Source organism: Saccharopolyspora ipomoeae (assembly GCF_029952525.1).
GTDB lineage: Bacteria > Actinomycetota > Actinomycetes > Mycobacteriales > Pseudonocardiaceae > Saccharopolyspora > Saccharopolyspora ipomoeae.
This window is the reverse complement of the sequence record NZ_JASAOF010000021.1, coordinates 1-13,875: the sequence shown is the minus strand read 5'-3', so window position 1 is coordinate 13,875 and position 13,875 is coordinate 1. Positions and strand designations below refer to the sequence as shown.

General features: G+C 64.4%; 9 protein-coding genes. 2 read left to right on the top strand and 7 right to left on the bottom strand.

Annotated features, from left to right (window positions below; all coding sequences use genetic code 11):
* Window positions 1-10: 10 nt before the first annotated feature.
* The 7 genes from QFW96_RS24280 to QFW96_RS24250 all read right to left on the bottom strand — a co-directional run bounded on the left by QFW96_RS24280 (window position 11) and on the right by QFW96_RS24250 (window position 11,841).
* Window positions 11-1,588 carry a class I adenylate-forming enzyme family protein gene (locus QFW96_RS24280; protein ID WP_281458032.1) on the bottom strand — a complete coding sequence of 526 codons (1,578 nt, stop codon included), beginning with the start codon at window positions 1,586-1,588 and terminating at the stop codon, window positions 11-13.
* 69 nt (window positions 1,589-1,657) lie between these two features.
* On the bottom strand, window positions 1,658-3,124 hold the full coding sequence (locus QFW96_RS24275; protein ID WP_281458031.1) for an aldehyde dehydrogenase family protein: 1,467 nt from the start codon (window positions 3,122-3,124) through the stop codon (window positions 1,658-1,660).
* Window positions 3,125-3,224: 100 nt separating this feature from the next.
* On the bottom strand, window positions 3,225-3,959 hold the full coding sequence (locus QFW96_RS24270) for a hypothetical protein (protein WP_281458030.1): 735 nt from the start codon (window positions 3,957-3,959) through the stop codon (window positions 3,225-3,227).
* 72 nt (window positions 3,960-4,031) lie between these two features.
* Complete coding sequence (locus QFW96_RS24265; RefSeq protein WP_281458029.1) at window positions 4,032-5,978, bottom strand: hydantoinase B/oxoprolinase family protein; 1,947 nt, start codon at window positions 5,976-5,978, stop codon at window positions 4,032-4,034.
* Window positions 5,979-5,981: 3 nt separating this feature from the next.
* On the bottom strand, window positions 5,982-8,027 hold the full coding sequence (locus tag QFW96_RS24260) for a hydantoinase/oxoprolinase family protein (protein ID WP_281458028.1): 2,046 nt from the start codon (window positions 8,025-8,027) through the stop codon (window positions 5,982-5,984).
* Between the two features lie 899 nt (window positions 8,028-8,926).
* The gene (locus QFW96_RS24255; RefSeq protein ID WP_281458027.1) at window positions 8,927-10,597 is read right to left on the bottom strand and encodes an FAD-dependent oxidoreductase; all 1,671 of its coding nucleotides are present in this window, start codon (window positions 10,595-10,597) and stop codon (window positions 8,927-8,929) included.
* Between the two features lie 50 nt (window positions 10,598-10,647).
* The gene (locus tag QFW96_RS24250; RefSeq protein WP_281458111.1) at window positions 10,648-11,841 is read right to left on the bottom strand and encodes a cytochrome P450; all 1,194 of its coding nucleotides are present in this window, start codon (window positions 11,839-11,841) and stop codon (window positions 10,648-10,650) included.
* 209 nt (window positions 11,842-12,050) lie between these two features.
* Between QFW96_RS24250 and QFW96_RS24245 the strand changes: the two genes are divergently transcribed.
* Complete coding sequence (locus QFW96_RS24245; RefSeq protein ID WP_281458026.1) at window positions 12,051-13,085, top strand: AraC family transcriptional regulator; 1,035 nt, start codon at window positions 12,051-12,053, stop codon at window positions 13,083-13,085.
* 465 nt (window positions 13,086-13,550) lie between these two features.
* The coding region (locus QFW96_RS24240; protein ID WP_343231404.1) for a methylmalonyl-CoA mutase family protein at window positions 13,551-13,875 on the top strand (325 nt) is incomplete at its 3' end.

Here is a 13,875-nt window from a genome sequence, read left to right as displayed (position 1 = left end):
CTACACCCGCTCACAGGCCCGCGGGCCGCGAACCCTCTGAAACGACGTTCTCGTACCGCTCGCGAAGTCGGTATTTGAGGATCTTTCCCGAAGCGTTGCGAGGAAGTTCGTCCTGCGCCACGAAGTACTTCGGAATCTTGTACGCGGCCATCTGCGCCCTGCAGAACTCCCTGAGCGCCTTCTCGTCGATCTCCGATCCCGGCACTGGAACGATGACCGCGCATCCGACCTCGTTGTACTTCGGGTCCGGTACCGCCACCACTGCGCAATCCTGCACGGAGGGATGCGCGGTCAGCACCCGCTCGACTTCCGCGGGGTAGATGTTCTCGCCACCACTGCGGATCATGTCCTTCGCGCGCCCACCCAGGCTGAGGAACCCCTCCGCATTGACCGACCCCAAGTCACCCGTGCGACACCAGCCGTCGACGAATGTCGCCTCGGTCGCTTCAGGCCGTCGCCAGTAGCCCGCGCACACGCCCGTACCGCGGACCACGATCTCGCCGACCTCGCCGACCTCAGCAGGCTCCCCGTAGGGGTTGATCACCTTCGCCTCGGTCATCGGAAGCGGGCGCCCGACGCTCTTGCTCTGCTCATCGAAGTCATCGTCATCAAGCGTCGTGGAAATGGCGCCGCCCTCGGTCAACCCGTAGACCTGGGTGAGGCGGACCTGCGGCATCCGCTTGCGCACCTCAGCCACCGTCCACGGCATCATCGTGTCCCCGCCGATGATGAGGTGCGTCAGAGACGGAGGAACCCGGTCCTCCAGGTCATCCAACCGCAGCATGTCGTTGAGCATGAACGCGAACAGGAGGCAATCCGTCACCCCCTCAGCCCGGATCACGTCCAAGAGGTGTTCGATCGAGAAGTTACCGGACGGCAGGCTCACGGCTCTGCCGTGACTCAGCAGTGCCGGTGCAGTCACCGCCTCGAAGCCCCCGGCGTGGTACAGGGGGCCGGGAACCAGGGCAACGGTTCGCGGCGAAAAACTCCACTTCAACGCCTGCAGAGTAGCCGTTCCGACCGTGTTCCCGTGATTCCACAGCGCACCCTTCGGCAAGCCGGTGGTGCCCGAGGTGTAGATCAACGCGATGCCGTGGTCATCTCCAATATCCAGCCACTTCTCGAGCACCGGCTTGTCGCGCACGACGTCGAACGGCAGAGACCAAGGCGGAAGTTCGCGATCGGAGTCCGGAAGCACCACGAAGGTCTCAACGTCGATGGTCTCGCGGATCGGTTCCACTGATTCCAGCAGGCTGCTATGGACGATCAGCGCCTTGCTTCCGGAGTCGTTCAGGATGAACTCGAGCTCAGTTGGTGCGAGTCGAAAGTTCAACCGCACCAGGATGACGCCCAGGCGCATGGCTGCGAAGCAGAGCGGGAGGTATTCCGGGTCGTTGTACAACAACAACCCGAGCCGATCCCCCTCGGCCAGGCCCAGATCACGCAGCCCCTGCGCGTACCTCATTGACTTCTCGCGCAGCTCGCGGTACGTCAACCGGTCGCGTCCGTCGAAGCTCAACGCGACATTCTCGCTCCCCGCGGTCGGGATCTGGGCAACCGCGGAGTCCAGCACCCAGTTGAAGCTCATGGTGCGTCGCCTCCCGTCCAATTCTCCGAAGTGCACGTCCGCGATGCCACTGCGGTCATCGGGGTCGTGTCATACACCTGGGCCGATCACGACCTGTTTGAGCTCGGTGAACTCCTGGATCCCTTCAGGCCCCGACTCCCGCCCCCAGCCGGATCCCTTCCGCCCGCCGAAGGGGGCGGTCACGCTGGGCCCGAAGGTGTTGATCGCCACCGAGCCCGCCACGACCGCTGAAGCCACCTCCAGCGCGACCGCCCGGTCGGTGGTGTAGACGGAGGAAGCCAGACCGAAACCGGTGTCGTTGGCCAGCCTGATCCCGTCCTCCAAATCCCGATAGGTCTGCACGACCGTGACCGGCCCGAACACCTCGTCCTGAACCACCTCAGCGTCCGGGGCGACCTCCGTGACCAGCGTGGGCTCGTAGTAGAAGCCCTTGTCCAACTCAGGAGGCCGACGACCGCCGGAGACGACCTGTCCGCCGGCTGCGATCGCGCGCTCCACGAAACCTTCGGTCCGCTCACGCGCGACCCGGTTCAGCAGGGGCCCCACCCGGGTCTTCGGGTCGAGCGGATCACCGATCCGCAGGTCCTGCCAGGCTGCGCGCATCTGTTCGACGAGCTCATCGTGCCGACGTTCGGACACGAGCACTCGAGACAGCAGCGCGCAGACCTGTCCCGTTCCGCCAGTGGCCCCCGGCACCAACGATTTCAACACCCGATCGATCGGTGCGTCGTCGAGGATCAGCGCCGGGGACTTCCCACCGAGTTCCAAGTGCGTGCGGGCGAAACGACCGCGGGTGTTCTCGATGATCTCCTGAGCTGCGTTTCGCCCACCGGTCAACGACACCATGTCCACGCGCGGATCCGCAGTGAGCCTTTCCGCTACCGCGACATCGCTGCACAGGATGCTCAGCACTCCACTCGGAAAGCCAGCATCCGCTGCGCACTCGGCGACGATCCGCATCGTGAGCTGGGACTCCTCCGCGGCCTTCACGATGACTGGACACCCGGCCAGCAGAGCCGGCAGAACCTTGGTCGCAACCGTGACCAGCGGACCGTTGTAGGCCATGATCGCGAGCACCACACCGACTGGTTCCCGCTGGACCACTACCTCACCCAACGGCGAGGAACGCACGTCGGACCGCAGAGCGTCCTCGGCGGAGTCGAGAGCGGACCGCCACGCAGCCACAGCCCCGTACTTGTGAAGGGTGCCGCTGTAGCGCACGGGCATCCCGGCCTCGACGGCCCATACGGCGCCCAAGTCCTCGAGACGATCCTCCAGGCGCTCGCAGAACCGCGTGCAGACCGCTACCCGAGCGGTGACGGACATGCTCCCCCACGCGTCACGTCCCTGCTCGTGCGCGGCTGCGACCGCCGTGTCGGCTTCCTCGGCTGCAGGCAGCCGTACCTCACCGACGGATTCCTCCGTACTGGGCGAGACGACGTGAAACGGTCGGCCTGTGGCGGATATCCAGTCACCACCGACATAAATCGCATCCGCATGAGGCACGGTCACCCCGGCTACCTTCAGTTCACTCATCAGTTGTCGTTCCTCAGTTCAGCCGATACGTCACACGGGAAGGCGCGGCCTGTTCGTGATCACACCCGGTTTGGGCAGGACTCGCGCTCAGAGCCGGCCATCAGGTTCCGGTCTTGGGGAGGAAGAAGGGGCTGACCGGCTTCAGGAACATCGTCGAGAAGGGGCTGATCATGAAGTCCGGAATCACCATTTCACCCGAGACCAGCTGCCGCTTGACCTCCTCGCGGAAGCCCCCCAGGTCACCCGCGGTCTCATAGATCGCGAGGTGTCCCAGATCGAGTGCTTCCACCCCAGGCAGGGGTTTCACCTCGGAAACCTCGAAGCGCTCAGCACGCAGCACACCAGGTGCGGACATGATCTGCGGGATGTGCTCCTCGTCGTACCACTTCGCGAACGTCTTGTCGTCTCCTGTGTGCCGACTCCAGGCGAAGAACATGTGCCGGTCGTCGAGGCTGTCAGCCTCTTCGAACGAGGCGGAGTAGAACGGGGAACTGACCGATTTGAGGAACAATGCTTTGAAGGGCTGCACCATGTAGTCGGGAAGGACCATCTCCTGCGAGATCAGCTTCCGCTTCACCTCCTCCCGGAAGCCCTGCGCTGACCCTTCCATCTCGTAGAGCGCAAGATGTCCGAAGTCCAGCGAACGCACCCCGGGAAGCGGTTTGGTGTCAGCGATCACGAACCGCTGTGCTCCCAGGATTCCCGGCGCGTCCATGACCTGCGGGATGTGCTCCTCGTCGTACCACTTGGCGTACGTGTCGTAGTCCGACGTGTAAGTACTCCACGCGAAAAAGAGGTTCCGATCATTCGACGTGGGAACGGCTGCGGAAGCCATTGGATTCACTCCTCAATTCGTTTCAGCTCAGTGCGGCCGGAATGCCCGCTCGGAGCCACTCCGGCCGCGTGATCAACCTCGTGAGCGGAGCTCGGCGGTGGCCTGCTCATCCACTCGGAGCCCTTCGGGGTCGTAATGGGGATCGCCCACCACGACAACGCCGTAGTCACGAGCCGCGCCTTCGGGACTGACGTACTCGTCCCGCACGTCAGCGAGGACCTTCCGCGGGTCGCGCTCGAACGGAGCGCCCCAACCTCCGCCTCCGTTGGTCAAGCAACGAAGCACCGAACCGGCCTTGGTCTTCCAAGGCTTCTGGCTTGCGAAGTAGTGGTACTTCCCGCTCTCGGGGTCCAGCACCTTCGTGTCCGGATCGAGGACACCGGCCACCGGCACGCTGCGGGCGTAGATCTCCGGCGTCACCCCGACCAGTCCCTCCAGCGCTTCACCTTCCGGCGGGAAGACCCACATCGCGCCGGTCGGGCCGGCTTCGCCCCCGTTGGCACCGACGCCGCTGGGCTCCTTGGTCCGGAATGGCGACAAGTGCTGCTCCGCATCGGTCAGCCACAGCGAGTCCTTGAGGTTGGCCGCGCCTCCTCGGTGCTTCCCGGGTCCGCCGGTGTCCATCGCGTGCTCCTTGCGGAGCAGCACGATCGGCGAATCATGCTCGATCGTCTCGGTCGCCGGATCCAGGTTGTTCAGGTTGAACAACACGGTGTAGCTGTCCCCGTCGCCCTCCTTGGTGGCGCCCCACGGACCGTGTTCGCCGCCGCACTGCGTCGCGCTCGTCCAGTACGTTCCGTCGGGACGAACACCGCTGGCGTTGTGCGTGTTCGTCGAGCCGTAGTCGCCGGCCACCGCATTGGCGCCCAACACCGGGTTCAGGGCGTTGAAGATGGCTGCGATCAGTGCCCCCGAGGCTTCCCAGAACATCATGGGAGCGCCTTCTGGAGGCAGGGCCGTCAGAAGTGTTCCGGGTGGGGCGACCAGGTCCACGTGGCGCCAGGTACCGGAGGTGAACGGAATTTCCGGATCGAGCAGCATCGTCAAGGCCACCCCCAACGCTGTTTTCGCGTCGGAGATGCCGCAGTTGATGCAGGTGCGAGCCTGTCCGGAAGTGCCCGAAAGGTCCGCCTCGACGTGCTTGCCGCGCTTGCGCAGGGTCACGTGCACGGTGTAGTCGATGGTGTCGTCAAGGCCGTCGGCGTCAACGGTCGCGCTACCGGTGTAGTCCCCGTCAGGGATGTCGGCGAGCGCTTCGCGCATCCGTTCCGCCGAGGTGTCGCAGGCGTAGTTCAGCGACCCGAGAAAGGCGGCGAGCCCGTACCGGTCGATGTTCTCGCGCACCAGCCGTTCACCGAGCTGCAGCTGCTGGTGCATGCTCTTGAAGTCCGGCAGCAACATCGAACCCCAACGCGTGTTGTCGAAGATGAGGCTGAAGGACGAGCGCACCGGCTCATCCTTCGACCACAGCAGCACCGGCGGGATCACCACGCCGTTCTCGTAGACATTCGTCTTGGTCGCGGAGAACCCGCCCGGGACGGTGCCGCCCATGTCGAGCTGATGGGCGCGCATGTTCACGAACGCCACGATGGCGCCGTCGACGAACACCGGCCGGGTGAACAGCACGTCGTTGACGTGAGTTCCGCCGCGATACGGGTCGTTGCAGATCAACACATCACCTGGCGAGAGGTTCTCCGGACCGAACTCCTCGACGGCATTGCGGCAGGCATCGGGCATCGTCCCGAGGAACGGGGTGAGGCTGTTGCTGACCACAGCCATCCGGTAGTCCTGCTCCGGTGGTCCGCTGATCGTGCAGGCGAAGTCGTACCAGTCCCGGATGATCGGCGAGAACGCCTCCCGCAGGAAAGCGGTGGCCATGTGCCCCACCGCGTACTTCAGCCGGTTCACCAGCACCGCTGCGGTGAACCGATCACAGCCGTACGCCGCCTGGAACTGCTCGTCGGAGATCTCACGGATCAGGGGCGTCGTGTCCACTGATGAGGGCTTGAGGTCGCTCATGGCTCATTTCCTCCGGATGATGAGTTCGCCGTATGGACCGACGGTCATGCGCTGGTGCTTCGCGACGTGGCTGGTCGACAGCCCCTCGTTGACGATGATCGGACCCTCTAGCTCGTCGCCAGCCCGCAGCGCAGCGCGGTCGTAGACGTCGGCCTGCTGCCCGGCGTCGGCATCATCCGCGTCGGTGTCGCCCAGGTACCGCAGCGTCACCGTGCGGCTCCTCTCGAGCGGCTCGTCTGCGGCTCGCCGTGGAATTTCCGGGTAACTCACCTTCGGTGTATCCAGCACCGCACGCACCCGGAAGGTCACTCCTTCCACCGGCAACGCGTCGAAGCGGTTGTGCGAACGCTCCTCGTAGACCTCGTGGAAAGCGCGGATCATCGCCTCGATGGCGTCATCATCGATGTTGCCGCCGGGAACGGGGACGAACGGGGTCTCCCAGCTCTGGCCGACCAGGTGCCCGTCGTAGCTGCGCTCGAACGTGACCTCGGTGCCCGGGTCGAGCCGCTCCCGGATCTGGTTCTCCATCTCGGTGAACAGCGCGTCGATGCGTGGTGCGATCTCCGGGCTGAGCACCATGTACGCACTGCGGTTGGCGGTGTAGACCTGGTCCGCCGACAGCAGTCCCAGCGCGGAGAACAAGCCCGGGTTCGGCGGTACGACGACCTGCTTGCAGTGCACCATGTCCATTGCAGCCGGGAGCAACATCGGCCCTGCCGCCCCGTAGGCGATCAGGCTGAAATCCCGGGGATCGACGCCGTTCTTGATCGCCACGTTGAACACGCCCTCGGCGATGTTGTGCACCGCCATCTCGTAGGCGTACCGGACGCGCTGAGCGAGGGTGAACTCCGACTCGAGGGTCTCGAAAGCCTTGCGGGACAGGTCTCGGTCGAGGCTGAGCTTCCCCCCGGCGAACGTGTCCGGGTCGATGATCCCGATCATCAGACACGTGTCGGTGGTGGTGGGCTGGGTACCGCCTCGCCCGTAACAAGCCGGCCCGGGAACGGACCCCGCACTGCTGGGACCGACCTGGATCTCCCCTGTCCGACCGATGGTGACGAGACTTCCACCGCCAGCACCGATCGCGCTGACATCGTTCGCCAGCGCATTGACCACGAGATCGTGCTCGAGTTCAAAACTCGTGTTGACGAACGGCTCTCCATCGGTCACGACACTGATATCACAGGAGGTACCACCGATGTCGGCGCAGAGCAGGTTCGACTCGCCGATCAGGGAGCCGAAGTGAGCACTTGCGACAGTGCCGGCTGCCGGGCCGGAGAAGACGATCCGGAACGGCTGCTCCATCGCGCGCTGTGAAGGGACCAAAGTCGCAGCGCAGTCCGCGAAGTTCAACTGACCGGTGAAGCCGATCTCGGCGAGCCCGTTCTCCAACTTCGCGGTGTAGTCGGCGTAGATCAGCTTCATCAGAGCGTCGACGACCGTAGTCGAGGCACGCGCGTACTCCTTGGCCAGCGGAGAGACCTCGCTGGAGATGGAGCACGGCACATTCCCGAGGACCTCTTGCACGAGCTCCCGCAGGCGCTGCTCGTGCGCGCGGTTGACGTACGCGTTGATCAGGCAGATCGCCACGCCGGCGACATCGCACCGGCGCAGGACCTCCAGCTCCGCCCTTGCCTGCTCCTCGTCGAGTTCGAAGAGCACAGCGCCCTCGGCGGTGACGCGCTCGCGGATGCCGCGCCGCAAGTATCTGGGCACGAGCGGCCGGGACGCGTCCCCGAAGCTCCGGCGCCATCGCGGGTCCAGGATGGCCTCCGGCGGGCGCCACACGCGTCCCATGTCGAGGATGTCGCGGTGGCCTTCTGTCGCCAGAAAGCCGATCTTCGGCAACCGGCGGGTGATCACGGCGTTCAGTCCGTGAGTGCTCGCGTGGTTGAAGTAGCTCGCGTCCTCAACTCCCAGCGCTGCCGCACCCTCGATCACCGGCTGGCTGACGTCGGAGTAGTCCGTCGACACCTTCGCCGTTTCGATCCGGCCGTTTCGCAAGGCGACAACGTCGGTGAACGTGCCGCCCACATCGACTGCGATCATCATTGATCCCTTCGCTACAGCTGGTCGGAGAGAAGCTTGATCGGCCCGAGCAGTGGACCGCGCTCACGGCTGACCGTGCCCAAGCACTCCTGGCACTTCACGACGTCGAACCAGCCGCCTTCCGAATTCACCGGATAACTGCGGAGTTCCTCAGCACCACAACGGGGACAGCTTCCTTCGACCGGCTGTCGTTCGAGGAACAAGGGCGGACTTGTGGTATTCGAATGCTCGTTCATATCGGCACAACTCCACTGTTGAGCTCGATGGTCAGGCGCTTGTGCGCCGTTGTGGACAAGACGCTAGGACTGGCACACACAGAGCACCATCCCGTCACCGCAGAGTTCAGTCCGGAAAGCGAAAGCAGAACTGCTCTATGTTCCTCGGCCCGGAGGAGTCTTTCAGAACAGCGAACCTGATCCCACGAGGACAGCCTTTTCACCGGGAAGCGCCGCAGAACGAGTACGCGGAGGCTACGACACGCGTGAGAGCACCCGACCGTCCTCAAGGTGCACAATGCAGAGGACGGCAATCATCGCATGTGCCACCTGCACGGTCCGTCAAAGCGGGATCCCCGTGCTCCGGACTCGCTCAAGAAAAACCGGCAAGATCAGACGGTGGGGATGCCCTTCGTCATGACCCCCCAGAGCAACGCCCCTGGCGGCAGGGTCGACTGCCACACGAATTCATTCCGTCATGAACAACCCGCGTCGCCGAGCACCGCGATTCCGGCACTGCTCGCGGTCGGTCCACAAAGCAGTGCCGGGTCGTCAAAGAGCTCGGCAGCGATCAGCGCGCAATTGCGTGCCCCCGCCGCAGTTCCCTGTTCGTCGTCATAGGCGACCCAAGACGAGAGGACCCCGCTCGCAACTCCTGCCTACCAGGGAATGGCCCACGGCTTGTTATTCCTCCGAGGCGGAAAGCGCAATGGTCAGGAGCTCGTCGCGCCGGACGACCTTGACCCGAGGACGGTCAACGCGGTTTCCCTCGTCAACCTCGTGCATGTCGATCGCCTGAGCTCCGGCCAGATCGAACGAATCGGGAAGCTGCTGCGCGAGATCCTCGATTTCGTGGGTGGGCGTGCTCAGCCGACCGTTCACGAAGTCCGCCAAGAGGGACTGCACGGTCTCCTGGGCGCATTTCCTGTTCATCCCGATCCCGCCGGTCGGGCCGCGTTTGATCCATCCCGTGGTGTAGGTGCCCGGGGTCACCGCACCGCCGGCGGAATCCAGAACTCTCCCGCCTTCGTTGGGCATCGTGCCGCGTTCCTCGTCGAACGGAACCTCCGGGATCTGGGTTCCGCGGTAGCCCACCGCTCGGAGCACCAGGCCGCAGTCCAGGGTGTCGGTCTCCTCCCCAGTGGTGCCGTCGGCGACCTTGCGGTGACGCAGACGGATGCCCGACACCTGGTCCTCGCCGAGGATCTCCTCCGGTGCTCGGAAGAACTTCAAGACAATTTGGCGGTCGGACTCCGGGACGGTGTCGGCGGCCTGGCGCAGCAGCGAGAGCTTCAGATCGCGGCTGAACCGACGGTGCGGGGAATCGTCGTCGTCCAGTGGCCGGGAAGCGAGCTGTTCCGTGTCGACGACGACGTCGACACCCTCCATTTCAATCAATGAACGCAACTCCGGGGAGGTGAACGCGGCGTCCTGCGGACCCCGGCGAGCGACGATCACGACCTCTCGAATCAGAGAACTTCGAAGCGCGTCCAGCGCGTGTTCAGCGATGTCCGTACCCGCCAGCTCGCCGGGGTCCGCTGCAAGGATGCGCGCCACGTCGAGGGCAACGTTGCCATTGCCAAGGATGACCGCCCGCTCGTGCGAGAGGTCGAAGAAGCGGGTGGCGAAATCCGGGTGGCCGTTGAACCACGCGACGAACTCTGACGCCGAGACGCTGTTCGGAAGCTCCTCCCCTGGCACGCCGACCCGCTTGCCCTCGATGGCGCCCACGGCGTACACCACGGCGTGGTACCGATGCAGCAACTCGCTGTGGCTGATGTCGCTGCCCACCTCCACGTTGAAGAAGGCGCGCACCTCCTTGCGCGCCGTGATCCGGTCGAAAGACTCCTGCACCTGCTTCGTCGTCGGATGGTCTGGGGCAACACCGGAGCGAACGAGACCACCCGGAGTGCACAGGCGTTCGAACATGTCGACCCGGACGGGCACGTCGGTCTGCTCCAGCAGCGCCTCGGCCGCGTAGTGGCCCGCTGCACCAGTACCGACGATGGCGACTTTCAGAGGCCCCACATCCGAGGCTGCCGACATGTCCCACCTGGGCGGAGCCGGCTCATCCGCGGTGTCCCGGTCCACCGCGGAACCAGTCGCGGCGTAGTAGTCGGCGTTGATCTGCTCGTAGGGCGCCATCTCCGGCGTGAGGTCGCTATCAGGGGTGATGGCTCCGACCGGGCAGACATCGATGCAGGCTCCGCAGTCGATGCAGACATCAGGATCGATGTAGAGCATCTCGGCGGTGAAGTACTCCGGTTCGTCCGGCGTCGGGTGGATGCAGTCGACCGGGCAGACCGGCACGCATGAGGCGTCGTTGCAGCAGTTCTGCGTGATCACGTGCGGCATTGTGGGAGCGTCCTTGGAGAATGCGGATAGGAATGGATCGACGGCGTCTGCTAGGGGCGGACCGGGTACTTGGCGAGGCCGCGGACCCACCACGACGGCATCCATTCCACTGTGTCGTGCACCGGCCGCAGGTTCGGCATTCGCTCCAGGGCCGCACCGAGAGCCGTGCCGCACATCATCTTTCCCAGCAGGGCGCCGATACAGTAGTGGGTGCCCAGCCCCAAGGCCAGGTGCTTGCTGACACCCTGGCGGTTGATGTCGAACTTGTCAGGGTCGTCGAAGATCGTCTCGTCGCGATTGGCCGAGCCGATGTAGGAGAGAACGATCGAGTTCGCCGGGATGGTGATGCCGTGCATTTCGATGTCCTGCGTGGTGGTGCGGCTCAGGAAGTGCACCGGAGACATGTGCCGGAAGGCCTCGTCGATCACCTTCGCAGTCGCAGCCGGGTCGGACTTGACCGCTGCCAGTGCCTCGGGATTCTGAAAGCACTCGTACAGCGCCGAGCTGATCAGGTGCGACGGGGTCTCCGAGCCACCGAACTGCAGCAGGAACACCAGGCTGAGGATCTCGTCCGAGGTCAGTGCCTGCCTGTCCTCCTCAGCCTCAACCAGGGCCGAGACCAGGTCGTTCGAAGGATTCTTCCGCCGGTAGGCGATCAGGTCGGTGAAATAGGCGCGCAGCTCGTTGACGCTGGTCCGGATGCGGTCCAGATCCTCCTGGGGCAGCACGGTCCGGTTCGGCGCCTGGAGCAGATCCATCGTCCAGCGCTTGAACTCGTTGCGCGCGATCTCCGGATCAGCCCCGAGGATCTGTGCGGTGACGTTGACCGGTACGTGCGCGGCGAAGTCGTTGACGAAGTCGAACTCATCCTTGTCCTGGACCTCGTCGAGGAGCTCGCTGATCAGCCGCCGGATACCGTCCTCCATCTTCCGGATCACGCCGGGCAGGAAGGCCTTGTTCGCCAGCTTCCGGAGGCGGGTGTGGTCCGGCGGATCCATCGAGATCAGCGACGGCACCTCGGGCACCACGTCGAACTCACCCAGCGTGTTCGCGATCCAGTCCTTGGAGGAGAACAGGTCCGGCCGCTTGACGGTGGTGATCACGTCGTCATACCTGAACAGTGCCCACAGGTTGAGCGGCTCGATGTAGTAGACGGGCGACTCCTGGCGCATCGTCCGGTAGTAATCGTAGGGGTTTTGCTGGTAGTCCGGCGTGAGCGGGTTGAACGCGACTGCGCTTGTCATGGGGCGGTTCTCCTCGATGTCCGAACTGACGTGATCTTCAGGTCGTGCATCTGAACCAGGTGCACGTGCTACATGACACATTTTATTTTGGATGAGATATGGACCACTATCCTCGAGGCGACGACGAGTAGCCGCAAAACGACGTCGGATCAACGGGCGGGTGACTTGTCAGTTGACCCTCCTGCGCACGTGGGCCATACTCTGCCGCCATGGTCGGTCGTCACCATGACGAGGCGGCGCAGCGCGATCAGGTCAACGCTTCCGGCGCGCGATTCCCCACGGGCACCGCTGCCCCTCTGCGCTTGCACACGGCGGACCTCGATGCTGCCCGGGAACACACGTCCCGGACGTTCAGCCAACACGAGGTCAAGATCACCGGCGAGCGCAGCCTGGACTTTCGACTCGAGCTAGCGCAGTCTCCACGGCTCACGATCGGTCAGCTGGCCTATGGCGCAATGGTGACGATCAAGGGCCCGCCGATGCGGCAGTGCTATCACATCAACATTCCGATCACAGGCGAAGCCACCGCAGAACAGGGTGGCCACCGCCGAACCTTCTCCGGCGGCGAAGCCGGAGTGGCCTTCGGGCCTTGCGCTCCACTGATGGTCCGCATGAGTGCCGACTCCTGGCAATACCACGTCAAGCTGCCAAAAGCGCTGCTCGATTCCCACGCGGCCAAGCTGGTCGGACCACCGCTCGGCGAAGACATCCAATTTGACCTGGCTTTCAACCTCAGGACCGAGATGAGCCGGGCGCTGATCGAAACCGTTCGCTTCCTGTACACCGAATGCTGTCGCCCTGCCGGGCTCGCCAGCATCCCGGCGGCCTGCCGCGAGATCGAATCCGCACTGATGACCCAGCTTCTCCTGACAGTGCCGAGTCAGCTGAGCCCGGCGTTGAACGACAGGCCGATACGCACACGGCGGGCGAAGATCCGTCAGGCCGTGGAGTACATCAACGAACATCCCGAGGACGAGATCACCACTGCTGATCTCGCTGCGGTTGCGGCTCTCAGCCCACGAGCGCTCCAGGCAGGCTTCCGGGACCTGGTCGGAGTGTCGCCGACCGCTTACCTCCGCGGGGTGCGGCTCGATCGCGCGCACCTCGAACTCGCCTCAGGTGGTTCCGTGACCGACGTCGCCACACGGTGGGGATTCTTCCACCTGAGCCGATTCGCCGAGCAGTACCGCAAGAGGTTCGGCGTCCTGCCGTCAGAGACCGCGCGCCGCTCACCCCCTCTCTGACAGGTGGTTTGACGCCGCAACAAGTCGGCGAGGAATACACCCGGAGCAACCGCAGCGTCTCTGCTGCCACTCCGGACGCGGCGCAGGCCGCCCGTCGCTCCAATGGGCCGGTCGCCACCGTCGGACCATCGGCTCAGTCGAACGATGGCGCGATCGGAAATGCGTGCAGCCCGCTCTGGCCAGTGTGACGAGCCTCGACCGGCATGACTCAGCCCGCAAGACGGCCTGGCGCCCACGTCTCCAGGACGCACTCGAACTAGGACTACCAACGGTTCACTTAGACTGCAAATCTGCACTTCCTAGACTTGCCATAGCAATACCAACACTATGGATACATCACTTTCCTGTTGACGCGCGCCTGCGCATCGCTCTAGCTTGCTGCTGGCAACCGCGTGACGAGGCCGGCGTTCACCGCTAGAGCGGCGGGTCCTGGTTTGCCCTGATCGAAGTAGGGAACTTGGACTGATGACAGCATCTGTGGGTAGGGAACATCCCACCGTCGGTGGCGAATTTCCCCCGGCAACCTCTGCGCAGTGGCGGCAGCAGGTTGAGAAGGTCCTTCGGAAGTCGAAGATGCTCGACGAGAACGCGCCAGCTCCATCACTTGTGGAGGACGTGCTCGCCACCACGACCTACGACGGGATCACGCTGCATCCGCTGTACTCGGCAGACCTGATCACAGAACCGCCTGGGCCCGCTGGGTATCCGGGTTCCGCGCCGTTCGTGCGGGGCAGTCGGCCGCAGGGCGGGGTGGCCGAGGGCTGGGAGGTGCGCCAGCGCCACGAGCACC

Excerpts from the sequence above, each read along its gene's own strand:
- QFW96_RS24280 (WP_281458032.1), bottom strand. The coding sequence starts at position 1,588 with ATGAGCTTCAACTGGGTGCTGGACTCCGCGGTTGCCCAGATCCCGACC.
- QFW96_RS24275 (WP_281458031.1), bottom strand. The coding sequence starts at position 3,124 with ATGAGTGAACTGAAGGTAGCCGGGGTGACCGTGCCTCATGCGGATGCG.
- QFW96_RS24270 (WP_281458030.1), bottom strand. The coding sequence starts at position 3,959 with ATGGCTTCCGCAGCCGTTCCCACGTCGAATGATCGGAACCTCTTTTTC.
- QFW96_RS24265 (WP_281458029.1), bottom strand. The coding sequence starts at position 5,978 with ATGAGCGACCTCAAGCCCTCATCAGTGGACACGACGCCCCTGATCCGT.
- QFW96_RS24260 (WP_281458028.1), bottom strand. The coding sequence starts at position 8,027 with ATGATCGCAGTCGATGTGGGCGGCACGTTCACCGACGTTGTCGCCTTG.
- QFW96_RS24255 (WP_281458027.1), bottom strand. The coding sequence starts at position 10,597 with ATGCCGCACGTGATCACGCAGAACTGCTGCAACGACGCCTCATGCGTG.
- QFW96_RS24250 (WP_281458111.1), bottom strand. The coding sequence starts at position 11,841 with ATGACAAGCGCAGTCGCGTTCAACCCGCTCACGCCGGACTACCAGCAA.
- QFW96_RS24245 (WP_281458026.1), top strand. The coding sequence starts at position 12,051 with ATGGTCGGTCGTCACCATGACGAGGCGGCGCAGCGCGATCAGGTCAAC.